This is a genomic window from Alteromonas sp. 5NS40-0096 (genome assembly GCF_057544385.1).
Genome location: NZ_BAAJLQ010000007.1, coordinates 122,573 through 148,385 on the forward strand (window position 1 = coordinate 122,573; position 25,813 = coordinate 148,385).

A 25,813-nucleotide genomic window follows, 5' to 3' on the forward strand; every position below is an offset into this window, starting at 1 on the left:
ATACGTCAGCATTTTGATTAGAGGTAAATATGGCGCATTTTATCGATCGCAGGTTGAATAGTAAGGGAAAAAGCACTGTCAATCGGCAACGCTTTATTCGACGTTACAAAGAGCAAATAAAGCGCGCCGTTTCAGATGCAGTGGGTGACCGTTCTGTCACGGATGTTGAAACAGGCGAAAAAGTCAGTATTCCCACTCGGGATATCTCAGAGCCTCTTTTTCATACCGGAAAAGGGGGCAAACGAGACCTTGTACATCCCGGCAACGACCAATTCACTGCTGGCGACCGTATAAAACGCCCACCACAGGGGCAAGGGCAAGGCAGCGGCGAAGGTGAAGCCAGCGACAGCGGTGAAGGCCAAGACGACTTTGTTTTCTCTATTTCGAGGGATGAATATCTAGACTTGTTATTTGATGATCTGGAGTTGCCAAACTTGCAACAGAGTCAGTTTGACCAAACCGTCCAGTATGAAACTTACCGAGCGGGTTACCAAACCGATGGTGTACCCAGTAACCTAGATATTGTTAGATCGTTAAAAGGCTCGGTGGCACGGCGTATTGCGTTGACAGCTGGAGACAAACGGCGTTTAGCGCAACTCGAGGAACAAGCGAAATCCCTTCGAGAAGACAAACACGATAATACTCTCGCATTACGAGACCTAGAGCTGGAAATCGAAGCACTAAAACGCAAGATCGCCGGCGTGCCATTTATTGATACCTTTGATTTGCGGTTCAAAAATTTCGATAAGCGTCCAATTCCAACATCAAAAGCCGTTATGTTTTGTTTGATGGATGTGTCAGGCTCTATGGACCAAGCCACAAAAGACATGGCGAAGCGGTTTTACATTTTGCTGTACCTTTTTCTTACACGAACCTATGAAAATGTTGAGGTCGTTTATATCCGCCACCACACTCAAGCAAAAGAAGTGGACGAGCACGAATTTTTCTACTCCCAAGAGACCGGTGGCACCATAGTGTCCAGCGCTCTTAAGTTGATGGATGAAATTGTTCAAGAGCGCTATCTCACAGGAGATTGGAATATTTACGCGGCTCAAGCGTCAGATGGTGACAATTGGGCTGATGACTCGCCGCAATGCAGTGAATTACTGACCAAACGCTTGCTACCAGTGACACGCTACTTCGCCTATATCGAAATTACCGAACGCCAGCATCAAAGTTTGTGGCGTGAATATCAAAAAGTCGCAGAGTCCACGGAAAACTTTGTGTGCACGCATATTCAAAACGTAAACGATATTTACCCAGTATTTAGGGAGTTGTTTAACAAAAATCGTGACACCTTGAGGTCGATTTAATATGCCGACAAAACGGAAAATCGAAGTAACGCCATTAGATGACGGCCCCGACTGGTCCTTCGACTTATTGGAAGAATACGAAGCTGAAATAGACAGGGTCGCAAAGGCCTTCAAACTTGATATTTACCCAAACCAAATCGAAGTGATCACTGCTGAGCAAATGATGGATGCCTATGCCAGTATCGGTATGCCCATCAACTATACGCATTGGTCGTTTGGCAAAAAATTTATTCAAACCGAACAACAGTACCGACGTGGCCAAATGGGGCTGGCCTATGAAATTGTTATCAACTCCAACCCCTGTATTTCCTATTTAATGGAGGAAAATACGATCACAATGCAGGCGCTCGTTATGGCACACGCTTGTTACGGTCACAATTCCTTTTTTAAAGGTAATTACCTGTTCCAAACGTGGACTGATGCAAGCTCAATCATCGACTATTTAGTGTTCGCCAAAAACTATATTGCTAAATGCGAACAAAAATATGGTGATAAAGAAGTCGAGAGTATTTTAGATTCTTGCCATGCTTTGATGAATTATGGTGTTGATAGGTATAAACGGCCGCAAAAGATTTCGATGCAAGAAGAGCAGAACCGCCAAGAACAGCGCGAAGCTTACATGCAAAGCCAAGTCAACGAATTGTGGCGCACGGTACCTGAGTCTAAAGAAGATGCTAAGCCCAAAAAGCAGCGTTTCCCGACAGAACCTCAAGAAAACTTACTGTATTTCATAGAGAAAAATGCGCCTTTACTTGAGCCATGGCAACGAGAAATAGTGCGAATCGTTCGCAAAGTTTCCCAATATTTCTACCCACAAAAACAAACTCAAGTGATGAACGAGGGATGGGCTTGCTTTTGGCACTACCACCTATTAAACACCTTATACGATGAAGGTAAAGTAACCGACCGCTTCATGCTCGAGTTTTTACACAGCCATACCAGTGTGGTCGCACAACCCGATTACAACAGCCCCTATTACTCGGGTATAAACCCATATGCACTGGGCTTTAATATGTTCATGGATATCAAGCGAATTTGTGAAGCGCCAACCGATGAAGACAAATACTACCTTCCCGATATTGCCGGTAAAGACTGGTTGGAAACCGTACACTTTGCGATGCATAACTTTAAAGACGAAAGCTTTATTAGTCAGTTTTTATCGCCAAAATTGATGCGAGATTTCAAGTTTTTCGCCGTTGAAGACGACGCGATAAAAACTTACGTCAGTGTCAGCGCAATCCATGATGAACAAGGTTACGCACAAATCAGAGAAAAGCTATCCGCACAGTATAATCTGAGTAACTTGGAACCTAATATACAAGTGCATAACGTCGATGTAATGGGAGACAGATCTCTCACACTGCGTTACATACCTCAAAATGGTATTCCATTAGCTGATTCGAAAGAAGAGGTGATGAAACACTTACATCGGTTGTGGAAGTTCGATGTCAACCTTGAACAAAAAGACGAAAACGGCAACGTGCAAGTGATTGCCAGTTGCCGTAAATCACCGTCAATACTCAATGAGTAACAATGAAGGCTTATGATTGGTAAGCTCGGTTAGCTGTCACAAACAAAAGCGAGCATTGAGCCACGCTTATCCACATGAATACGGCTGACTAGCCCTTTACAATACGCGGAGACGTCTAACCACTCTTGCCATTGACTACCGGGGCTGTGACTATCCCACCCTAGTATTTTACTTTCTACGCCAGTCAATGCGATTCCCGACGGAAACCAGGCCATATAATAAGCCCCCAAAGGCATAGCAACCATTGGGTTGGTTTCCAAAGTTTCTGGGTTTACTGCCATTAATGTCCAGGGTTGCCCATCGGGTGACGGATTTTTGGTATAACTGAACATGTCGGTCCCAGGAATAGGCCAAAGACTCGCTCCTATGTTGTCATCAACTAGTTCAGCGGAATTGTCCTGCCCCAACTTCTGCAACGTATGAGGCTGACCAAGTACGAAAGCCAATACGTGGTTCCTATCTATCCAAACATGATAACCAATGGGCTCAACATTAGTTAGCTTATCACCTAACTGACCGTCCATATGGTATTGATACAACCATTGTTTCTGGTTGCCATCCACATGTATCGCACTAAAACCATCTCCTGATGGATTAGGTGTAGGCGAATACTGAGATGAAGCGGATTCCGTAACCCTTGTGTGGAAGTGCTTACTAAGATGGTACGCCATCACATCGGTTTGCTCACTGCTCTGCTCATCAAAGCCTTGAGTGTAATACAAGATCTTCGAATCCTCGGTAAAATGAGGTTGATTGGAGTAACCCTGGTTGTCAGTCAGCTTGACCGCTCGATGAATGGTGACTTGCCCATCGTTTTTTTCCAGTTTGAGTAGCCAAATATTAGAGGTTGGCAATTGTCCAAAAGAAGACAAAGGTATAAGCGTGGAGAGCAATACCAAAAGAGATATGTATTTCATATTGAGCACTGTCAGTCTGGTTTATTTTCCCCTACCCTAAGACAAAACTGAACCCAAACCAAGTTCCAGAGCTAGATTATCAGTCAATGTGACGACTCAATCTGGTTATCGCAACCTAGGCAACAATGTAAGGCGATAACACGTCAAACCCTTGATAAGACAGCCAACGAAAAGCGTCACTCTCATTATCAAAGCGTTTTAGGCTGTGTGTATCACCTTGCTGAATCATTTTGTCGAGCTGAAACTCTTTCAAACTGTGGGGGTTGAGCACTTGTGCTGTAAAAGCCAACTGCCTCAATTCACACCACAGAACTAATTGTTCAACAATCGGTTCGATTTCGGGCGTACCCAGTTGCCAGTCGTCCAAATAAACAATGTGCGCCCACGGGCCTGGCGCTAAACTCTTGACTAGCTGCTTGAATCTATGACTATAAGCTAACACGCTACTCGCATTGGAAATACCGCTTAAATGGGCCACGATAACGCGGTTGTCGAGCCTTAGGCTGAACTCTCCAAACTTATTCATCTTGTCTCCCAAATAACGCACAGCATCTATATCGAGTTCTGTACGACGCCTGTTCCAATATAGCTCAAAATTGGGAGTGAAGGTCTAAAAAAACAGCGAAAGCAGCCAGCACCACAAACCTAAGTATTGCTGTTCATCGCCTTTGGCTTCACAAACAATAGCGCCATCGTACCAAGTAGTGCGGCACTGCCTGACACAGCGAAAGACAGACTCGCTCCTGCGCCTTGCATCCAGGTGACGCCGGCGAGGTAGCTGCCAATCGCTCCGCCCATACCGAACGCTACGCTTATGTAAACCGCTTGAGCTCGACTATGGTACTCGGGAGCGAAATAATGATGGATAAAGTGAACAGAGACGGCATGTGTCAGACCAAAACTCAGAGCGTGAATCAATTGGCTGGCCATAACAATCAACAGACTGTCAGCAAGATACCCCAATACGAACCATCGTACCGCGGTTGCTGCCATACTAAACACCAATAAATTCCATACGCCAAACTTCAGAATTAAGCGTCGTGCAGCGAGAAAAATCCCAACTTCAGCTACCACGCCAAGTGCGATCAACATGCCCGTTTCCTGTCCTGAGTAGTCGAGGTCGCGCATGTACAAAGAGAAAAAGCCGTAGTAGCTACCAAAACTGAACTGCAAAAGTGTCGCTGAAACCATAAAAGCGATAAATACAGGGCTTTTGACCACATCGAGCAACGAGGAACTGTGTTGGGATGCCTTGGCTTTCAGTGGCGGCTGCTTAATAAATAAAGTCACCACCCACAACCCACTCAAGGTCGCCATCGATACCACAACAGGCGTTTCGGTAGAGAAGATATCAAGTAACCAGCCAACTAAGACGGTGAGTACAATAAAGCCAATACTGCCCCATAAACGCACCTTGCCATACCCTATGTTTCGGGCGGCAATGCATTGCATTGTAATGACTTCCAGCTGGGGTAAAACCGCTGTCCAGAACATCATCATCAAGCTAAAGCTCAATGTCATGCCCCAAAAACTTTCAAAGTAGAACACTGACGCAAATGAAGACATCGTTAGAAATGTCCCCAGCCTCAGTACACCTAAGGCTTTGCCTTTTTTATCGGCAATGTTGGCCCACATAATGGGGCCTATGATACGCGCCAGGGTAATGATGGCGAGTAGTTCGCCGATTTGTACAGAAGAAAAACCCCTGCCATCGAGAAAAACACCAAGGTAAGGTACAAGTACACCTAATTGGCCAAAATACAAAAAATAGGTAAGCCCCAACATAAAAATGTTGGTTGGAGAAAAAGCGCGATCTAACAAGGTATAAAATCTAGTAGCAAAGGAGCCAGCCCAAAGGGCTGGCTTCAAGGGTTTAGGTCAGTGAGCCGGGAATAACTGGCGTGTCACTAATAATTCCGGCATTCTGTCCGCGATGACGTAAACAATGGTCCATCAAGGTAAGGGCAAGCATGGCCTCGGCAATCGGTACCGCTCTGATACCGACACAAGGGTCGTGGCGACCTTTCGTCACAATGTCAATTTCTTCACCTTGTTTATTAATCGTTTTTCCCGGTACTGAGATACTAGAAGTAGGCTTAAGGGCCATATGCACGATCAATTCTTGCCCAGTAGAAATACCACCGAGTACGCCACCTGCATGGTTGGTTTCAAAACCATTGGGAGTCAAAGTATCACGGTGCTCACTGCCTTTTTGGTTGATAACGTCAAAGCCATCGCCGATCTCCACGCCTTTAACGGCATTAATGCCCATCATGGCATGGGCAATATCTGCATCTAGACGGTCAAAAACAGGTTCACCAAGCCCAACGGGGACGTTTTTCGCGACCACAGAGACTTTGGCGCCAATCGAATCACCAGATTTTTTAAGGTCTCGCATATACTGATCAAGCGCATCTAATTTAGACGCATCAGGACAAAAGAAAGGGTTAGTATTGGTTATCTCATGATCGACAGTGTCGATAGCAATAGGACCTAATTCCGATAAGTAACCGTGTATCTCAATGCCGTGCACTTGCTTTAAGTACTTTTTCGCGATACCACCAGCTGCAACGCGAATCGCTGTCTCTCGAGCCGAAGAGCGACCACCACCTCGGTAATCTCTCGCTCCGTACTTTTGATCATACGTGTAGTCTGCATGTCCAGGACGGAACCGGTCGGCAATATTCGAGTAGTCTTGACTGCGTTGATCTTTGTTTTTGATCAGTAAACCAATACTTGTGCCCGTTGTTTTACCCTCAAACACGCCTGACAAGATTTGGACTTCATCATCTTCACGCCGCGCTGTGGTGTAACGAGAGGTACCCGGTTTACGACGGTCCAGATCGCCCTGCAAGTCGGCTTCACAGAGATCGAGCCCTGGAGGACAGCCATCAACAACGCCACCAATCGCAATACCATGACTTTCGCCAAACGTTGTTACCGTAAACAATTTTCCAAAGGTGTTACCTGACATATTCTTACTTCGTACCTCGTTGTTGATAGGCTTCCATGGCCGCTTTACTGACTGCAAAAATACCGTGACCGCCAGACTCGAACTCTATCCATTCAACGTCTAGGCCGTCGAAGCGATTCGCCATATGCACTTCACTATTACCGACTTCAACAAACATCCAACCACCGTCATTTAGAAAATCTGGCGCTTGAGCAATCATGATCTCTACTAGGTCTAGCCCGTCATCACCGGCGGCAAGAGCTAACTCCGGCTCGTGGTGATATTCATCGGGAAGGTCTGCCATGTCTTCAGCGTCGACATAAGGGGGGTTTGATACTATCAAATCGTATTTTTGGCCATGTAACTGTGAAAACAAATCCGATTTAATCGGAAAAACTCTGTGGCTTGCATTGTGCTCTTGAATATTGAAATCGGCGACGTCCAGGGCATCTTGACTAATATCGACAGCATCAACTTGGGCTTCATCAAATGCATAAGCGAGAGCGATAGCGATACATCCGCCGCCCGTGCACATATCGAGTATGGTGTTTGGCGCATCTGTTACCCAAGGCGCAAATTGCTTTTGAATCAACTCAGCAAAAGGCGAGCGCGGTATCAATACTCGCTCGTCAACGTAAAAGGGCAAATCACAAAACCAAGCTTCATGGGTAATATAGGGTAACGGCATACGAGTTTGAACGCGTTTGAGCACAAGCTCTGCGACTTTCTCTCTCTCACTTCGCGTTAGCTTCGCGTCAAACAAACCATCCCCTGTTTGTTGAACAATATGCTGGGGTAAATGCAGTGCTTGCAGCACAAGACTCACCGCTTCATCCCAAGCGTTGTCTGTACCATGACCAAAATAAAGACCCGCATCGTTAAAGCGGCTAACTGACCACCTTACAAAGTCCAACATAGTATGTAAGTCATCAATCGCTTCGTTTAAATATATTTTATCGGTCATAGCACTCGGGCAAGCTAAAAATTCAAACGGCTATAATACCCAATGTTTTACGGTGACACATGTATTATTTTGTTATCTGATAAGCTTTTCGGCGCAATTGGTCAGTGCCGCCTTTGATTCATTCATGATAAAATTATATGAGCTGTCGGAATACGTGTGTGGATATGAAAGATAAACTCAAACAAATTGGCCAAACGCTGTCGAATAGCGAAGATGACTTTTCTCTTTTTCAGGCATCAATGAAGGGGATAAAGCCATTACAGCAAGACAAAGTGGTCCACGAGAAAAAAGCAGTCACACCTTCAGGACGGCAAAAACAAAGAGCGCAAGACGCGATTGCGCAAAAGCAAAGTGCTGCTAGCTTCGAGTTTTCTGACGTGTTTCAAGCTAAATTGCCCGACGAGGGACCAATGCGCTATTGTCGAGAAGATAAACCAACCTATTTACTCAAACAATTGCGCAGAGGGGATTTTTCACCCGAATTAATCCTAGATTTACATGGCCTGACTAAACAGTCTACCAAGCACGAAGTAGCCGCGATGATCCATGCAGCGAGAAAACAGCGCCTTGACTGCGTTGCAATCGTTCATGGCTTAGGCGGTGGCGTTTTAAAACAGGCATTGCCTCACTACCTTGTTCAGCATCCCCATGTGTTAGCATTTCATCAAGCACCGCTAGAGTACGGAGGCCAGGGTGCGCTGGTAGTCTTGCTAGAACTCGACGAATCTCAATCAGGTAAGTTCTAAGACGTGCTGACCTTTGGCGTGCACGCTGTCGAGATCTGGCTTACTTATAGTGTGAGACTACCGCTCGGCCTAACAGAGCACTACTTGTTTTCGTCAGCGCTATTATGCATAAACAAATACGTGTAGTACCCCATCATCACGCAGATGATTAAAATACCAAGTAGTGAACCCCAAACGACTGGATCTTTCAACATTGTTAGGAACATGACGCTCTCCTTCACGGTGTGTTTTTATCTTCAACACCATTATCTGAGAGCGCTGGATGGGATTTACTGATCTAAATCATATAAGCCCCGTGAGTCACCTGAATCACTTGATGCAGATCAAAAAAGTGAAAAACTTCAAAAAATCACTTGATAATGATTCTCATTTACATTAAATTTAATCCTGCCTGTTCGGCGCAGGTTTAACGGTCTTGGCTTTGCGTCGATTTTAAAAAGCGGTTATGTGTGGGATGTAACCGCTTTTTCTTTTTTCCTAACAAGAGCTAGGTACAGCAGACTCGTACTAATTTGGGCGTGTTGAACTAGAACAATCCGAAAAACCAACCTTCTTTTAAGTCTTCTTCACACGTTTTTAGCTGCTTGGCATAACGCAAGCTTCGCGCTTTCACTTTTTGAGCGACTTTTTTGAGCCAAGGCTTTTTGTTGTAGCTCTTCTTTCTGTAGCCTCCCCAACCTTCGTGGTAGTTGAGGTATTGACCATAGGCATCCCATTTGGACACGCCATTCACTTTGTTTGACTTGTAGATGAACCACCCCATGAAGTCGATTGCATCATCAAAATCATCTCGGTCAGCGCCCGAATTACCGGTTTCTCGGATATAGTCACTCCACGTTGGCGTTTTAGCTTGGGAATAACCATAGGCAGAGCTGACTCTGCCCCAGGGGATCAAACCAAAAAATACGTAATCTTTTGGCGGTAATGCGTCGTGTTTAAAAGAACTCTCCTGGTACATCATTGCCATGGGCACGTGAATTGGTGCACCCCACTTATCTCTGGCATCTGCCGCAGCTTCATACCAATCAGATTTTTCCTCAAAAATGCTGCAGATATTACTAATATCCGATGGCGGCGTCGTAGAGCAGCTCGCCAGCAGAAGAGGTATGACCACAACAAAAAGTAGTCTTTTTTTTGTACAAGAAGTGAACTTTACCGACATGTGTTGTCCAACATAGTGTTCTAGTAATGTGTGTTTCCCTGGAACTTCTTTGATGCCTGGCTGCACCAGCCAGGCTTTTTTTATGCTTGCGGCGCCTCGAAATATTCTCGTATAAACGTATCGAAGTCTTTATCGTCTTCAGCTTCAATCTCGCTCTGCTTCGCTAATGACGTTTTTGCTTGCCCAGCAAAACTTGACTCGTTTGTGTGTACATAGTCGTAGGAGGCTAATGTTTGAGTGTACTCATCGGCTAGCTTCAATCCCAAGTCTCCATTATCCCAATCATTCTCTAGTAATTGCCCCAACCACTTACCCGATGGCGTAGTGTCTGGGTGTAATACTTTTTGCCACTCTCTTTCACACGCTTGGGTATAACGTCGTGTATCGTTAGCTTTATCAAGCAATACTGCAGTACGTTTGAAATTGGCAAACAGGGTTTCGGCCCATTGCTGCATGGGTACAGCTTCACCGTTTTGCTGCAACATTAAACCCGGCTTTCTGCCCTCTAATACGATACGAGAAAGATTGTCATCCGACTCTTTAAATGTCACCTCTGTTAGCTCTTCGCTCGGTGTTAACAAGCAAGTCAGAAGAAAGATATCGAGAAAATCAAACTGCTCTCTATCAATTCCCAATGCCGAGAATGGATTCACATCTAACGCGCGAACCTCGATGTAACTTACCCCTCTGCGGGCCAATGCATCCGTTGGTTTTTCCATTGATGCTGTGGGTTGTTTAGGACGAATGGGTGAATACAACTCGTTTTCAATCTGTAATACATTTTTGCTAAGTTGTTGGTAGTGCCCGCCTTCACCCGCTGCATACTGCGCGTAGCTGGTAGAAGGGGAATACATTGCCTCACGTAACAAAGCAATATAATTGTCTAGCTTGTTGTAGCAAATCTTCAATGCCGATTGTTCAGCATTGGTATAACCCAGATCACTCATTCGAAGCGACGTAGCATAAGGCAAATAATAGGTGCCTTTGCCCACACGCTCAAAAGGCAGTTTGTGTTCTTTGCCTTTTAGGAAAGAGCCACACAATGCCGGCGACGCACCATACAAAAATGGAATGAGCCAACAAAAACGACGATAGTTGCGAATAAGCGAAAAATAAGCAGCAGATACCGTATCTTGTGAATACTCTACCCCTTCCATTTTTGCCCATTGTTGCCAAAACTCATCGGGGAATGAAAAATTAAAATGCACACCAGAGATAGCTTGCATCATACTGCCATAGCGGTTTTTCAAACCAACGCGATAGACTTTTTTCATTTTGCCGACATTAGATGAGCCATAGTGAGCAATGGGAATACTGGATTCGTCTTCGATGAAACAAGGCATACTCATTGGCCACAAACGCTCGCCATCTAAGTTGGCAAGGACATACTTGTGCACATCGGCCAATTGCTCCATCGTCACCTTGCTATCGGCTTCTGGCGGCGTAATGAATTCAAGTAGTGACTCAGAAAAGTCTGTCGTGATGGATTCGTGAGTTAGAGCTGAACCTAAACTCACAGGATGTGGAGTTTGGGCCAGTGTGCCATCACTCTGAATTCGCAGGGCTTCGCGTTCTACTCCGCGGCGAATGTTTTTTAGCGTTGTAAGAAAATCGACGCTGTCCAACGCAGCGACACGGGCTTCAAATTGTGTTTGATTCGCAGCCAAAGCAAAATTCCGTAATATCAAAGGGCTATTCCAACATGGGAACAACCGAGTTTTTTTTCAAGTGAACACCATCGCGAATCCGACTGTGTTCACGGTCAAAACGTTTATCGCTTCCCGGTGACTATAGCACCAATTCTTCGATAGGAAGCTTCAACGATTGCAGTTGCGGTAAAATTTTTGATTTGTCGCCCACTACGACAATTTGCATATCTTCTGCTTGCAACTCTCTTTTTGCCACGGCATTGAGCTGTTCAAGTGTGACATTTTTGATAATAGAAGACTGCTCGTCACGATAAGTTTTATCCAACTGATAATTATACAAATGACGTAAGAAGGATGCCTTACTACTCGGCGTTTCATATTCTAATGCATCACTTAATGTATATGCACTTCGCATAAACGCGAGTTCACTGTCTGTCATCCCATTCTCGCGATAGGCTTTCAACTCATTAAATATTTCCCGAATACCATCTGCCGTATTTTCGCCATTCAAATCTGCACTCGCCTCAAACCATCCCAACGTTTTCCCTCCCAAGAACACTGAGCTGGCACCGTAGGTATAGCCTTTGTCCTCGCGAAGGTTCAAATTGATGCGGCTGTTAAACGCGCCACCCAATGGGAAGTTCATCAATCGCGTATAAAAAAAGTCACCTGTTGCGTCATAAGGTCTTGAGCGCTTAATTATCGATACGACAGACTGCACCGCTCCGGGGTTATCTACAAGATAGATTTTTTGTTCACTATATTTCGGGAAAGGTGAATATGGCGGAATGTCATAGTCAGTGCTGTGCCATTTTGACAAAAACGTTAATGCTTTGAGGACGTCGTTTTTGGCTAAGTCACTCACCACAATAGCACTGGCTTTTGACGCATTGATATAGGTTTGATAATAGTGTTTTACATCATCTATGGTCAGCGCCGCTATCGATTCTTGCGTGCCAGAATCTGGCCAGCCAATGCGATTTTCATCACCGTACATCAAGCGATATTTGGCTCGCTGCGCCTGTGAAGACGGGTTTTTCTCATCTTGTTGTAGACCTTGTAGCGTTCTCGCTTTTAAGGTCTCAAATTCAGTCGTATCAAATTTTGGCTTGAACAGTTTTTCTTCCAGCAGAGCCAATGTTGCCGTCAAATTTTTGGTCAAACTCGACACATAAATTTGGGTGTAGCGACCAGAAGCACTGAAATGAATCGAACTGCCTAACTTGGCCAAGTCATTGGCCATTACTTCGCTGGTTCTGGCCTGTGTCGATTCATTCAACATGGCAGCAGTCAAACTGGCAACCCCCGCCTTGGCTAACGGTTCCACCAACGAACCACCTTCAAGCGCAATAGAAAGACTCACTGTCGGTGTTTCGTCACTGGTTATTCCGAGAATATCGATTTCAAACGCTAATTTATCACGCCAGAAATCAGGTACTTTAACCACTGGTGCCTCACCAGCCGGAGGCTGAATACTGCGATCAAAGTTATCAATAATACCGTTATTTACTGCTTCGCTTGTTACAGTATCTATCGCGATATTGCGTTCTGGTTTGACAAAATTCACCTCTGCTAATTCAAGTTCAGTTTGCCCTCTTGGAACTAGGCTTAATTTGACAGCGGGTTTGTCTTTTATGTAAGTGTTATAAACGCGCATAACATCTTGTTTTGTCACATTACTATATCGCGAGAGATCTTTTGCGACTAAGTCAGGCTCACCGTAAAACGTTTGGTTGGCAGCTAGTGTTGACACCTTACCTGCAACACTTTGTAAACCATAAACCGTTGAAGACTCTATCGCCGCTTTTGTCCGCAACAAATCATCTTCAGTTACTCCTCTGTCTTCAAACTCTTTTAACGTCTCATCAATGATCTTTTCAAGCTCATTAAGATTCTCAATATTTTGAGGATTAGCGAGGGCCAGTAGCTGGAATTCACACGCCAACTCTCGACACGGGTGAGATACAATCGCTTGTACTGCTGCCCCTTTTTTGACTAGGTTTTTGTAAAATAAAGACGTTTTCCCACCACCGAGTATATCGGCAAGCACGTCTAAAGGCGCCTCATCAGGGTGACGTCCATATACGGTTGGAAGCGTAATTTGTAACAGAGGTAGATGCACATCATCCTCTAAGGTGAGATATCGGTCATTTTCCAATACCACTTGGGCTTTTTCAGCTTGCTCAACAACAGGGCCCACACTAATTGGCCCAAAGTACTTTTCGATCCAAGCCTTCGTTTGGGCAACGTCGATGTCGCCACCGATCGTCAATACGGCATTGTTAGGGCCATACCAGCGTTTAAAAAAGGCTTTTAGATCGTCAACAGTAACGCGATCTAGGTCTTCTACATATCCAATCGTCGACCAAGAATAGGGATGATTTAGCGGGTAGAGCGCCTCACCTACGCGTTCACTTCTCAGGCCGTATGGCTGATTGTCTACTCGCTGCGCTCGTTCATTTTTTACCGTTTCTCGCTGCACTTCGAACTTTTCTTGAGTCACCGCCTCAAGCAAAAAACCCATACGGTCAGCTTCAAGCCACAACACTTTTTCCAATTGATTGGCTGGAACAGTCTGGTAATAGTTTGTCCTATCCATGTTTGTCGTACCATTGAGGTTACCACCCGATTCAGTTATCACCTTAAAGTGTTGTTCATCAGCAACGTGCTTAGATCCCTGAAACATCATGTGCTCAAAGAAATGGGCAAAACCGGATTTGCCAACTTCTTCGCGCGCCGAACCCACGTGATAAGTAACATCTACGTGAACCAGAGGATCTGACGTGTCTTGATGCAGAATTACGGTCAGGCCATTTTCCAATGTGTACTTAGTATGAGGAATGTAAACCGCAGATTGCTGTGTTTCGACCGACTGGTCGACTTTGTCTGGTGTATGAAGACAAGCCTGAAGTGATATCCCACCGAGCGCGATAATCGCTGCGGAAAGAAAAGAGAAACGCATGTTGAACCTCTTTAGAGTATTCGCCCCAGCTTGTGATTCAACATGGAACGAAATATGTACGAGCATCCCTTCAGATTACCAAATTCAATCAACAAATACCCATACGAATTCCAGTGCTTTGTATCATTTTGTTGCCCATTGGTCGCAAAAAACAATTTTTGCGTACAAAATGTATGCAAATCATATTTTTCTAATACTAAGCTTAGAAATAATTCTGGGTATCGAATACACTTAGAGCGAGGGACAGGAGAGAACTATGAATTCACCAATTGTGCTTGATGTCGAGTTTGGCATATCGCAACTCAGTGGTAACAAAGGTTTACTATTAACTTTACTCAGAAAATTTGCTGACGAATATCGTCAAACTGAGCAAAAGCTCAATGCGCTCATTTCAGCGTCTGCATGGGAAGATGCACGGGTGCTCATTCACACGTTGAAAGGTGTGTCAGGAAATTTGGGCTGTGTTGCTTTGCATATGAGTTGTAAAACATTAGAAGCCGATATCAAAGAGCAGCAAGCGACTTTGAGCCATCTGCCACAGTTTTCTGCAACACTGAATGAAACTATCGGCACGATTGACGCGCTCAGTTCAGAACAACAATTATCTGTTAGTCCGACCACACAAAAGGCTGAGCCCGCCACAGCAAATGCACAGAGTAGCAAAGACGCCTTATTAACGGCTCTCCAAGCCAATGAATTCATCCCACCAGAAAAACTCAACGATTGGCTGAGTCAACTCTGCGATGATAATGATAAAAAAGAAGCCATTCAGGAAGCCGTTGATGAGCTCGATTATGGTATTGCAATCGACCTAGTCAATCAGCTTTCATGACCTATGACATAGAGATATGTCTCGAACATAAAGACTTTATTATTGTTAACAAGCCCTCTGGCGTCGCGATGCATGACGTCAATGAGGGCATTGTCGCACTGACTAAATCGCAATACGCCAATGAAGTGCTGTTGCCTTGCCATCGCCTGGATACGCCAACATCCGGTTTACTTATTCTCGCTAAATCCAGCGAGGCTGCTGCTGAGTTTGGCGAACTTTTCGAACGCAGAGCCATTCAAAAATTTTATGTGGCATTGACCGATGGCAAACCCAAAAAGAAGCAAGGCACCATCGAAGGCGATATGAAAAATCGCCGACGCGGACAGCATGTATTGCTTAAATCAAAAGATAACCCAGCGGCAACACAGTTTTTTTCTCATGGCTTAACCCCAGGCACAAGGGCAACAATCGTTCGCCCATTAACGGGAAAAACGCATCAAATTCGAGTTGCTATGAAAAGCAATGGAAGCCCGATTTTAGGTGACACTCACTATTCTGGTAAATCGTCGGATAGGCTGTATTTACACGCTTACCAGTTGTCATTTTGTTATCAAAACGAACCATTTACTGTTTGTCGCCCCCCAACGAGTGGCCAACACTTTTGCACAGACGCCTTCGCGGCTTGGATTGCACAAGTTGGCGCGCCGGAATTACTCAAATGGCCAGCATACAAAAAACGATGACACCGCATAACCGCTTTGGGGATTTGTTCATTGTAGGTGCTGGCGCAATAGGCAGCCTGATTGCAGCTGGCTTTTCCCATTCTGAGATAGCATATCAGTGGATTTTACGCGAGAAGACCTTGCCTCCAGACGCTGTCAAAACTCTCAGATACGGAGAGATCAGCCTACTCGACAAACAATGGCAACGAGGCAAATTCAGTGCGAGTGACATAATTGTTTTACCGTTAAAGGCGTATCAAATTGCCGATGCACTGAAGTTATTACAACCTCTGCTTCACCCATCAACGGTCGTCATACTTATGCACAATGGCATGGGGGGCGCTGAGGTTGCGAGAGAAGTACTTGGCCCTCTTCAACCAACCTATCTCGCAACGACGAGTCAAGCCGCGTTAAAACAGGCGGCGACACGGGTTGAGCACACTGGACTAGGTGACACCTATGTAGGGATGTCTTGGCTTTGCAATGCAACAAACAAAAGTGATGATATCGCTAATCTACTGGAGCAAACGCTAGCTCCCACTTTTGTGGCAACTGACATGAAGGCGGCGCTTTGGAAAAAGCTCATCATCAACGCCGCTATCAACCCGCTCACCGCGCTACACAGCATCAGAAATGGAGAGTTACAGCAGACACAATATCGAGAGACAATTACTCGAGTATGTGAGGAGGCCTGCGCCGTTGCAAAATGTGAAGACATTCTGCTAGATAGTATTGAAATGGTTGAAACAGTGTTGCGAGTCGCCAAAGATACCGCACAAAATTATTCGAGTATGAACCGCGATGTTCACGCTAGACGGCAAACAGAAATCGATTCGATCAGCGGGTATATTGTTGAAATAGCCAATAAAAAAGGCATCCACGTTCCCGTGAATGCCTTACTGTATGAATCAATAAAGCAGTGTGCTATTTAGTCCTGCTCTTGTGGCTTCATGTGCGGGAACAGGATCACATCTTTGATAGTAGAACTATCGGTAAATAGCATCGCGAGTCTATCGATACCAATACCTTCCCCGGCCGTCGGTGGTAACCCATATTCAAGCGCGCGAATGTAATCTTCATCGTAATGCATGGCTTCGTCATCGCCCGCATCCTTTTCTTCCACTTGCTTTCTGAATCTTGCTGCTTGGTCTTCCGCATCGTTTAACTCGCTGAAACCATTGGCTAGCTCTCGACCACCAACAAAGAACTCAAACCTGTCAGTAATGAACGGGTTTTCATCGTTACGACGAGCAAGTGGCGATACTTCCCACGGATACTCAGTAATGAATGTTGGCTGTTCAAGCTTTTCTTCAGCGGTTGCTTCAAAAATTTCACACAAGTACTTGCCTGCACCCCATATACCATCGACTTCAGGCTCTTTAATGTGTAACTGTTTAGCCATCGCTTTAAGTTCATCAAGATGCGCTTCAGGGTCACGAATGGCTTGCTCATTGGCTTCTGGCCAATACTTCAAAATGGCTTCGCCCATACTCAAACGGTCAAATGGTTTGCCAAAGTCATATCGAATTTCTTTTTCAATATTGCCTTCGCTGTCCTTGATCGTGTTGATAATTTCAGTTGAACCTAAGATATCTTGTGCAAGCGTACGTAGCATATCTTCCGTAAGGTTCATCAGATCGTTGTAATCAGCATAGGCTTGGTAGAATTCAAGCATAGTGAATTCTGGGTTGTGACGCGTTGATAACCCTTCATTTCTGAAGTTGCGATTAATCTCGAACACACGTTCGAAGCCGCCAACAACAAGTCGTTTCAAATACAACTCTGGTGCAATACGCAAGAACATATCGATGTCTAATGCATTGTGATGAGTAACAAATGGTCTAGCCGTGGCACCGCCGGGAATAACTTGTAACATCGGCGTTTCGACTTCAATGAAATCTCTTTGGCTCAAGTAATTGCGAATACCATTGACGATTTTGCTTCGAACGACGAAAGTTTCACGTGTTTTCTCACTCGTGATCAAGTCAACATAACGCTGACGATACTTGGTTTCCTGATCCGCCAAGCCGTGAAACTTTTCTGGCAGCGGACGCAGTGACTTGGTCAACAACTCGTATTGTTCCATATTCACGTAAAGGTCGCCCTTACCTGATTTATGCAATGCACCAGCTACGCCAATAATGTCACCGATGTCCAGTGCACCGTATTGCGCTTTTAAGGCTTTTTGAGTGTCTTTGTCAGCGTAAGCTTGGATGCGACCTGTCATGTCCTGAAGTAACAAGAACGGACCGCGTTTTGCCATGATACGGCCTGCAATACTGACTTTGTTATCTTGCTCAATCAGTGCTTCTTTGTCTAACTCACCGTACTTTTCCTGTAGCTCCTGTGCGTAGTTCTCGCGACGGAAACTGTTTGGAAAGCCATTTGCGCGGCAGTTTTCTCGAATAGCGTTGAGTTTTGCTCGACGCTCTGCAATTAATTTGTTTTCATCCAGTTGTTGGTCAGTCATAAACCTTTCACTTGTGTTGATTGCTACAGACCTGATTTCAGGCTGGCTTCAATAAATTTATCTAAATCGCCGTCAAGAACCGACTGCGTATTCCTATTTTCAACCCCAGTTCGCAAGTCTTTGATACGTGAATCATCTAACACGTAAGAACGAATCTGGCTTCCCCAGCCGATATCTGACTTGCTGTCTTCCAGGGCTTGTTTTTCCGCATTTTGTTTTTGCAGCTCATATTCATACAATTTCGCTTTGAGCTGCTTCATCGCCTGATCTTTGTTTTTGTGCTGCGACCTATCGTTTTGACACTGTACTACGATCCCCGTAGGTTCGTGAGTAATTCGCACAGCCGAATCCGTTCTGTTGACGTGTTGTCCACCTGCTCCAGAAGCCCGATACGTGTCGATACGCAAATCTGCAGGATTAATATCGATATCAATATTATCGTCAATCTCTGGGTAAACAAATGCTGATGAGAAAGAAGTATGACGGCGATTGCCAGAGTCAAATGGTGATTTTCGAACCAATCGATGGACGCCAGTCTCGGTTCTCAGCCACCCGAACGCATATTCCCCTTCAAAACGAATTGTGGCGCTTTTGATTCCCGCGACCTCGCCTTCAGAGACTTCAATTAATTCCGTTTTAAAACCATGAGCCTCACCCCAACGCAAGTACATGCGTAACAACATATTGGCCCAATCTTGTGCTTCAGTACCACCAGAACCTGATTGAATATCAATGTAACAATCACAGGTATCGTTAGGACCTGAGAACATGCGGCGAAACTCGAGTAACTCCAATTGCGAGGTCAGGTCAGCGAGTTCATTTTCAGCGTCGTCAAACGTTTCTTGATCTTCAGCTTCAATGGCGAGTTCTAACAAACCCTCAACATCCTCAGCACCGGCTTCCAAACGTACTATGGTTTCTACAACTTGCTCGAGTGTAACTTTTTCTTTGCCGAGGGATTGCGCCCGCTCTGGTTCATTCCAAACTTCTGGGCTTTCCAGTTCTCTATTAACTTCTTCTAAGCGCTCTTTCTTGACATCAAAGTCAAAGATACCCCCTAAGCGATGCTGTGCGCTCTCGAATATCAGCAATCGCGTTTTGCACGGGATTAATTTCAAACATAGGTGAATTTACTTATTACGCGGTAAGAGGCGGGATAGTAACGAATTTAGCGAAATTTTGATAGATGAATGTGGGATAAATAGTGACTGAATTACATAAAAACACAGTAATGACATAAATCGGGAGGCTGAGTGCCTCCCTCAGAAGATATTCGCCAATTTTAGCGGTTTATTTTTGCCGTCAGCGAAACCAGATCCGCACCGAGCTTTTTCAATTGCTCAGCCGTCTTTTCGTCACTCACGTTGCCCTGCTCATCAACCAAACCTGCGGCTTTAGCCACAGAGCGCTGGTTTGGCATTACGATGACACCTAAGTTTTCTAGTAACATACGCAAGGTAACTAGCACTCTCATACCGCCGAGCCCCCCTGGTGAGGCCGCCATAATTCCCGCCACTTTGCCTCGATAGGCACCAAGCATAGGTTCGTCGCCTTGCTTTCTGCTTGCCCAGTCAATGGCGTTTTTGAGTAACGCAGGATAACTGCTGTTGTACTCAGGTGAAGCAATCAAAAATCCATCGTGGCTGATCAGCAACTCTTTGAATGCTTGTGCCCGTTCTGGAATACCATTTTGCGCTTCTTCATCCTCGTTAAAAATTGGCATCGCATAGTCTGCCAAATTGATGACGGTGACTTCAGCTCCCGCTTCACTTGCCCCCTCAGCCGCCATTTTTACAATCGCTTGATTGAATGAACCAGACCTTGAACTGCCGGAAAATGCTAGAATTTTAGTCATTTAAATATCCTGTTTTACGAATTTAATCGTTTGTTTTTGTTCCAATCGTCTACGCTTTATTTCAACGGATTAAAAATCAAAGCTCAAGGATTCCACACACTTTTCCAAAGCGATTGTGGAAAGTAGCGCCTACACGGAGAATTACCATGTTTACGATGTGGTTTAATAAAAGCAACGACCAACAAAAAAATATACTTGAGCAATGTATTGATGCGGTAGTGAGTATAGATGAAAACAACAACATTACGTTTTTTAATGCTGCTGCAGAAAAGCTATGGGGTTACACCGCCTCAGAAGTCATGGGACGAAATGTAAAAATGCTGGTTCCCAGGGCAATTCAAGCCAATCATGATGATTATGTAAACCGCAACCGAAGAACAGGCGAAGACAAAATCGTCGGTACATCGAGAGATATTGAACTTGAAACTAAATCCGGAAAAAAGATTTGGTGTAATCTCTCACTCTCTCGGGTAAAAATAGCGGACAAAATTAGCTACACCGCCTTTGTTAAAGATATTTCTGCGGAAAAAGAAAATGCAGAGCGCATCGACCAAACTCTCGAGCAGTGTATCGATGCCGTTGTGACCATCGACGAAAACAACAATGTCATCTTTTTCAATCGCGCGGCGGAGACACTGTGGGCGATATCTCGAGAAAAAGTGTTGGGCAACAATGTAAAAATGCTCGTTCCAAAAGGGATTCAAAGCCAACACGATAGTTTTGTGAATGCCAATCGCAACACAGGGAACGATAAAATTGTCGGTACCTCTCGAGATATTCAGTTAGAGACCTTTGATGGCAGAGTAATCTGGGCAAATTTGTCACTCTCGAAAGTACAACTTGCTGACAAGATTGTTTACACCGCTTTTGTCAAAGATATAAACGCGGTGAAATTACAGCAAGAAGAGTTTGCCACCTTGTCTTTGGTTGCAAACGAAACGGACAACTCGGTCATCATCACAGGTGCCAATGGAAAAATAGAATACGTCAATCCGGGATTTAGTCGATTAACAGGCTTTGCCCCAGAAGAGGTCATCGGCAAAATACCCGGTAACGTGCTGCAAGGAAAGCATACTGATCCTCAGACCGTTGCTCGTATCCGCGATAATCTACAAAAGCGTAGAGCGTTTTATGATGAAATTCTCAACTATGACAAACAAGGCAAGCCATATTGGATTAGCCTTGCCATAAACCCAGTGTTTAACCAAAGTGGAGAAGTCGTAAAATTTATCTCTATTCAAGCCAATATCGATGAAACCAAGCGCAGAGCGTTAGAAAATGACGTAAGGCTTGAAGCCATTAATCAAAGTAATATTGTTATGGAGTTTTCTCCCACAGGGGAGCTCACAACCGCCAACGCCATGGCACTCTCCTCATTTGATGCTACCCACACTGACGAACTCAAACGCGTTATTCCATCGTTGAGAAACTACTTATCGACAGAAAACTGGGACACACTTCTCCAAGGAAGCAGCATTCGCACAGAGTTCACTATTGAAGTATCACAAAACCAACAAGTTAGGTTAGACGTTGCCTTGTCTGTCGTGGTGAATTCAGAGGGGGATATCGACAAGTTACTGTTGTATGGGTCTGATGCGTCTGAAAGAAATGCGGTGATATCGAAAACTCACGGAGCAATGTCACAGGTATTGGATCGTATTGGCAGCATTATTCAAACAATCAATGGTATTTCCGACCAAACTAACCTGCTGGCACTGAATGCGGCCATAGAATCCGCGCGAGCAGGTGAGGCAGGCAGAGGCTTTGCTGTCGTCGCAGAGGAGGTAAGAAATCTTGCGCTACGCACGACTGAATCTGCTGGTGAAATTAGCTCACTTATCGATGAAACGAAAGATCACGTAGACCAATTATCAAGCTACATGAGTGAAGAATAAAAAATACTGTACATTTATACAGCTATAGACTAGAGTAAAATTTCACCTACACGAGGAGGAAGATTCATGATTGGCTATGTAACATTGGGAACGAACGATTTGGCCGCAGGTGCTGCATTTTACGACGCACTACTTGCTGAAATAAATGCTGGACGGTTTATGGAGGATGATACTTTCATTGCTTGGGCAACCGCGCCGGATCAACCGGCAATCTCTATTACCCGTCCATTTGATGGGCAAGCTGCAACAATCGGCAATGGTGTGATGGTCGCGTTGCAAGTAGACAGCAAAGAAAAAGTAGATGCCCTTTACGAAAAAGCGATGTCTTTAGGAGCCACTGATGAAGGTAAACCAGGGCCTCGGGGAGACAATTTTTACGCGGCATACTTTCGTGATTTAGACGGGAATAAGTTAAATTTTTTCTATTTTGATCAATAGTGTTTATGGCCATAAAAAAGCCCGCTTTCGCGGGCTATTTTTTACATTTTATCGAGTGTGTCGATACCAAGTAGGTCTAGTCCCAGCTTTAGTGCATTCGCCGTAAGAGATGCCAACGCTAATCGACTTTCTTTCACAGCAGGCTCAACATCAGACTTCAATATTGGGCAAGCTTCATAAAATGACATAAAGGCACTAGCAAGTTCGTACAGATAAGAACACAGTACATGTGGCGTACCTTCGCGAGACACAGCGCCGACAACTTCTTCAAATTGCAGTAACTGAACAGCGAGCGTGTGTTCTTGTGCGGCGTCAAGAGATATTGCCTTAGATAACTGGGCCACATCTACGCCAGCCTTGCGAAAGATACTTTGAATCCGAGTGTAGGCATATTGTAAGTATGGTGCAGTATTACCTTCAAAACTCAGCATACTGTCCCAACTAAACATATAGTCTGTGGTGCGATTTTTGCTCAGATCGGCGTACTTAACAGCGCCTATACCCACTGTCTTAGCAACCTGATTGCGCGCAGCTTCGTCAAGATCAGTACTGCGCTCAGCAATCAGTGTACCCGCTCTCTCGACGGCCTCATCAAGTAACTCTACCAACTTAACCGTGCCGCCAGAACGAGTTTTAAAAGGCTTACCATCACTACCCAGCATCATGCCAAATGGGCAGTGTTCATAGGTTTGATTTTCTTCTATGAAGCCTGCTTTTCGCGCGACGATTTCAGTTTGTTTAAAGTGCAGCGCTTGCCGTGCATCGGTCAAAATTAGCGTGCGATCTGCGCCTAACACTTTATTGCGGTAGCGAATAGCCGCAAGATCGGTTGTCGCGTATAAATAACCACCGCCTGACTTCTGTACGATATAAACCGCAGGGTTGCCTTCCTTATCCGCCAATTCGGGAATAAAAACGACTTGCGCCCCTTGATCTTCAACCGCAAGCCCCGCAGCCTTCAAATCAGTTACGACATTAGCGAGATCGTCGTTATAAGCAGACTCACCTTTAATGTCTTCACGGGTTAAGCTAACGTTCAACTTGTCGTACACTTCTTCACTATGGGCGATAGACACATCAATAAATTGATGCCACAGCGTCATACATTGCTCATCACCACTTTGAAGTTTTACGACATATTCTCGCGCGCGATCGGCAAAGCCGTTTTCTTCATCAAATCGGACTTTTGCTTCGCGATAGAAATCTTCTAAATCAGACAATGCCGTTTCCGCAACTGCATTTTCAGCCAGCTTATCGCTCAAATGTGCAAGCAACATCCCAAATTGGGTACCCCAATCGCCCATGTGATTTTGTCTGATCACATTGTGCCCCAAAAATTCTAGGGTTTTGACCACAGCGTCACCGATGATAGTGGTACGCAGATGCCCAACGTGCATCTCTTTGGCCAAATTAGGAGAGGAGTAGTCCACCACTACAGTTTTAGCAGGTGCTTTTGCAATGCCCAAACGGTTGTCGTTCAATGCTTGATTGCACCGTTCAGATAACCATTCGTTGCTCAAATGGATATTGATAAATCCCGGCCCCGCCACTTCAAGCTTAGTAGCAACATCATCAAGCTTAACCGTTGATAAAATCGTTTGAGCAATATCTCGAGGTTTTTGCCTTAGTTGTTTTGCTAACGCCATTGCACCATTGAATTGATATTCGCCAAACTCAGGACGCGCGCTTCGCGTGACAGGAACTGGCGCGTCAGTTACGCCCATCTCTTCTAGTGCTTGAGAGAACCGACTAACTAATAGAGAGTGTATATTCATAATTGCTGTATCTTAATGTTCACGCGTTTTAGTAAATTCAATATCGGGATAACGTTCTTGCGCCAGTTGCAAATTGACCATGGTAGGCGCAATGTAAGTCAAATTGTCGCCCCCATCCAATGCTAAGTTTGCATCTGCTTTGCGTCTAAATTCATCGATTTTCTTATCATCGCCGTAGACCCAGCGCGCCGTTGCGACATTGACATGTTCATACAAAGCATCGACGTTGTACTCAGCCTTCAAACGAGCGACAACCACATCAAACTGCAGCACACCTACCGCCCCAACGATAAGGTCGTTGTTCGCGAGCGGCCTAAATACTTGAACAGCACCTTCTTCTGATAGCTGAATCAAACCTTTAAGCAATTGCTTTTGTTTGAGTGGATCTTTTAGTCTAATGCGCTTAAACAGTTCAGGCGCAAAGTTCGGGATCCCTGCGAAACGAAACGATTCACCGGAGGTAAAAGTATCACCTATTCGAATCGTACCGTGATTGTGCAAGCCAATAATGTCACCTGCATAGGCCTCTTCTAATAAGGCTCTATCCCCCGCAAGGAACGTCAATGCATCTGAGATACGGATGTCTTTGCCAATTCGAGAATGGCGCATCTTCATGCCTTTTTCGTATTTACCAGAAACGATTCGACAAAACGCAATACGGTCACGGTGTTTAGGGTCCATGTTCGCTTGAATCTTAAAGACGAATCCACTGAACCCCTTTTGGTCAGCTTCCACTCGACCGCTTTCAGTCTCACGGCCCTGTGGAGCGGGCGCCCACTCAACGAGGCCATCAAGCATATGATCGACACCAAAGTTACCCAAAGCCGTACCGAAAAATACTGGAGTTAACTCACCTTCCAAAAACATTTCTTGGTCAAATTCGTTAGATGCTCCCATAACAAGCTCTAGCTCTTCACGTAGCTGCTCTACCAAGCCACTGCCTATTGCTTCGTCTAATTCTGGATTGTCTAGCCCTTTGATGATTCTCACATCTTGAATGTGATGCCCTTGGCCGGTTTGATAGAGAATCGTCTCATCACGATGTAAGTGATAGACACCTTTAAACTCTTTACCACAACCGATGGGCCAAGTAATAGGCGCACACATGATGTTGAGTTCCGTCTCGACTTCATCAAGCAATTCCATCGGGTCGCGAATATCGCGGTCTAATTTATTCATGAAAGTGACGATAGGCGTATCACGCAATCGGGTGACTTCCATCAATTTACGAGTTCGGTCCTCTACCCCTTTCGCCGCGTCTATCACCATTAAACACGAATCCACTGCAGTCAGTGTTCTGTAGGTATCTTCAGAGAAATCTTCGTGCCCAGGCGTATCAAGCAAATTAACAAGGTTGTCGCCATAGGGAAACTGCATCACCGATGTGGTCACCGAGATACCGCGTTCCTTTTCCATGTCCATCCAGTCAGACTTGGCATGCTGGCCCGACTTTTTACCTTTAACCGTACCCGCTGTTTGTAGCGCATTTCCGTACAGTAATACTTTTTCGGTGATCGTAGTTTTACCGGCATCCGGGTGCGAAATGATCGCAAACGTGCGCCGCTTGTTAATTTCTTGCGGTAGAGACATGTATCTTTCAGTAATTTAGACGTTATTAAGGGCGCGAATTGTACCTGCTTATGGGACTAATACCAAGTATTACACCAAGATGAAGAAGAGAGACAATTG

At 45.0% G+C, this 25,813-nt stretch carries 22 protein-coding genes; 8 read left to right on the top strand and 14 right to left on the bottom strand.

Going from position 1 to position 25,813, the window contains the following annotated elements; all coding sequences use genetic code 11:
• The first annotated feature begins 29 nt into the window (after positions 1–29).
• On the top strand, positions 30–1,313 hold the full coding sequence (locus AC27G9_RS18620) for a YeaH/YhbH family protein (protein WP_487075991.1): 1,284 nt from the start codon (positions 30–32) through the stop codon (positions 1,311–1,313).
• A gap of 1 nt (position 1,314) precedes the next feature.
• Positions 1,315–2,844, top strand: a complete 1,530-nt coding sequence (locus AC27G9_RS18625) for a SpoVR family protein (protein WP_487075992.1) — start codon at positions 1,315–1,317, stop codon at positions 2,842–2,844.
• 29 nt (positions 2,845–2,873) lie between these two features.
• Here AC27G9_RS18625 and AC27G9_RS18630 read toward each other — a convergent pair whose 3' ends face one another.
• From AC27G9_RS18630 to prmB, 5 genes are all read right to left on the bottom strand, one after another.
• Positions 2,874–3,761: a hypothetical protein gene (locus tag AC27G9_RS18630; RefSeq protein WP_487075993.1), complete on the bottom strand. Its 888-nt coding sequence runs from the start codon at positions 3,759–3,761 to the stop codon at positions 2,874–2,876.
• Positions 3,762–3,876: 115 nt separating this feature from the next.
• Positions 3,877–4,287, bottom strand: coding sequence for a hypothetical protein (locus AC27G9_RS18635; protein ID WP_487075994.1), 411 nt, complete (start codon positions 4,285–4,287; stop codon positions 3,877–3,879).
• A 119-nt stretch (positions 4,288–4,406) separates the two neighbouring features.
• Positions 4,407–5,546 (bottom strand): MFS transporter, encoded by a 1,140-nt coding sequence (locus AC27G9_RS18640; RefSeq protein ID WP_487076030.1) that lies wholly within the window; start codon positions 5,544–5,546, stop codon positions 4,407–4,409.
• 88 nt (positions 5,547–5,634) lie between these two features.
• Positions 5,635–6,735 carry a chorismate synthase gene (aroC, locus tag AC27G9_RS18645; RefSeq protein ID WP_487075995.1) on the bottom strand — a complete coding sequence of 367 codons (1,101 nt, stop codon included), beginning with the start codon at positions 6,733–6,735 and terminating at the stop codon, positions 5,635–5,637.
• A gap of 4 nt (positions 6,736–6,739) precedes the next feature.
• On the bottom strand, positions 6,740–7,678 hold the full coding sequence (prmB, locus tag AC27G9_RS18650) for a 50S ribosomal protein L3 N(5)-glutamine methyltransferase (protein ID WP_487075996.1): 939 nt from the start codon (positions 7,676–7,678) through the stop codon (positions 6,740–6,742).
• A gap of 164 nt (positions 7,679–7,842) precedes the next feature.
• On the opposite strand from prmB, the gene smrB reads away from it, so the two are divergent.
• Entirely contained in the window at positions 7,843–8,424 is a 582-nt protein-coding gene (gene smrB, locus AC27G9_RS18655) for an endonuclease SmrB (protein ID WP_487075997.1), read from the top strand.
• Positions 8,425–8,504: 80 nt separating this feature from the next.
• Here the strand turns inward: smrB and AC27G9_RS18660 are convergent, their stop codons facing one another.
• The 4 genes from AC27G9_RS18660 to AC27G9_RS18675 form a co-directional block, all read right to left on the bottom strand.
• A complete protein-coding gene (locus AC27G9_RS18660; protein WP_487075998.1) occupies positions 8,505–8,630 on the bottom strand; it encodes a DUF3149 domain-containing protein in 126 nt (41 codons plus the stop codon).
• 320 nt (positions 8,631–8,950) lie between these two features.
• Positions 8,951–9,586, bottom strand: a complete 636-nt coding sequence (locus tag AC27G9_RS18665) for a transglycosylase SLT domain-containing protein (RefSeq protein ID WP_487075999.1) — start codon at positions 9,584–9,586, stop codon at positions 8,951–8,953.
• Between the two features lie 80 nt (positions 9,587–9,666).
• Positions 9,667–11,253, bottom strand: a complete 1,587-nt coding sequence (gene gshA / locus AC27G9_RS18670; protein WP_487076000.1) for a glutamate--cysteine ligase — start codon at positions 11,251–11,253, stop codon at positions 9,667–9,669.
• A gap of 121 nt (positions 11,254–11,374) precedes the next feature.
• Positions 11,375–14,197 (bottom strand): M16 family metallopeptidase, encoded by a 2,823-nt coding sequence (locus AC27G9_RS18675; protein ID WP_487076001.1) that lies wholly within the window; start codon positions 14,195–14,197, stop codon positions 11,375–11,377.
• 256 nt (positions 14,198–14,453) lie between these two features.
• On the opposite strand from AC27G9_RS18675, the gene AC27G9_RS18680 reads away from it, so the two are divergent.
• Genes AC27G9_RS18680 through AC27G9_RS18690 form a run of 3 tightly spaced genes read left to right on the top strand, consistent with a single transcriptional unit; the run spans position 14,454 to position 16,623 of the window.
• Entirely contained in the window at positions 14,454–15,029 is a 576-nt protein-coding gene (locus tag AC27G9_RS18680; RefSeq protein WP_487076002.1) for an Hpt domain-containing protein, read from the top strand.
• The gene (locus AC27G9_RS18685; protein WP_487076003.1) at positions 15,026–15,712 is read left to right on the top strand and encodes a pseudouridine synthase; all 687 of its coding nucleotides are present in this window, start codon (positions 15,026–15,028) and stop codon (positions 15,710–15,712) included. The genes AC27G9_RS18680 and AC27G9_RS18685 overlap by 4 nt, the downstream gene beginning before the upstream one ends.
• On the top strand, positions 15,688–16,623 hold the full coding sequence (locus tag AC27G9_RS18690; protein ID WP_487076004.1) for a ketopantoate reductase family protein: 936 nt from the start codon (positions 15,688–15,690) through the stop codon (positions 16,621–16,623). Before AC27G9_RS18685 ends, AC27G9_RS18690 begins: the two co-directional genes overlap by 25 nt.
• Here AC27G9_RS18690 and lysS read toward each other — a convergent pair.
• From lysS to AC27G9_RS18705, 3 genes are all read right to left on the bottom strand, one after another.
• Complete coding sequence (gene lysS, locus AC27G9_RS18695; RefSeq protein WP_487076005.1) at positions 16,620–18,161, bottom strand: lysine--tRNA ligase; 1,542 nt, start codon at positions 18,159–18,161, stop codon at positions 16,620–16,622. The genes AC27G9_RS18690 and lysS overlap by 4 nt on opposite strands.
• Before the next feature lie 23 nt (positions 18,162–18,184).
• Positions 18,185–19,283 (bottom strand): peptide chain release factor 2 gene (gene prfB / locus AC27G9_RS18700; protein WP_487076006.1). Its coding sequence is split into 2 segments (ribosomal slippage): positions 18,185–19,207 and positions 19,209–19,283, totalling 1,098 coding nucleotides; the frame shifts between segments, so codons are not numbered across the junction.
• Between the two features lie 160 nt (positions 19,284–19,443).
• Positions 19,444–20,016 (bottom strand): NADPH-dependent FMN reductase, encoded by a 573-nt coding sequence (locus tag AC27G9_RS18705; RefSeq protein WP_487076007.1) that lies wholly within the window; start codon positions 20,014–20,016, stop codon positions 19,444–19,446.
• A gap of 146 nt (positions 20,017–20,162) precedes the next feature.
• On the opposite strand from AC27G9_RS18705, the gene AC27G9_RS18710 reads away from it, so the two are divergent.
• On the top strand, positions 20,163–21,911 hold the full coding sequence (locus tag AC27G9_RS18710) for a PAS domain S-box protein (protein ID WP_487076008.1): 1,749 nt from the start codon (positions 20,163–20,165) through the stop codon (positions 21,909–21,911).
• Between the two features lie 66 nt (positions 21,912–21,977).
• A complete protein-coding gene (locus AC27G9_RS18715) occupies positions 21,978–22,349 on the top strand; it encodes a VOC family protein (protein ID WP_487076009.1) in 372 nt (123 codons plus the stop codon).
• 41 nt (positions 22,350–22,390) lie between these two features.
• Here the strand turns inward: AC27G9_RS18715 and argS are convergent, their stop codons facing one another.
• Together argS and prfC are read right to left on the bottom strand one after the other, a co-directional pair.
• On the bottom strand, positions 22,391–24,124 hold the full coding sequence (gene argS / locus AC27G9_RS18720) for an arginine--tRNA ligase (RefSeq protein WP_487076010.1): 1,734 nt from the start codon (positions 24,122–24,124) through the stop codon (positions 22,391–22,393).
• 12 nt (positions 24,125–24,136) lie between these two features.
• Positions 24,137–25,714, bottom strand: a complete 1,578-nt coding sequence (prfC, locus tag AC27G9_RS18725) for a peptide chain release factor 3 (protein ID WP_487076011.1) — start codon at positions 25,712–25,714, stop codon at positions 24,137–24,139.
• Positions 25,715–25,813 lie beyond the last annotated feature (99 nt).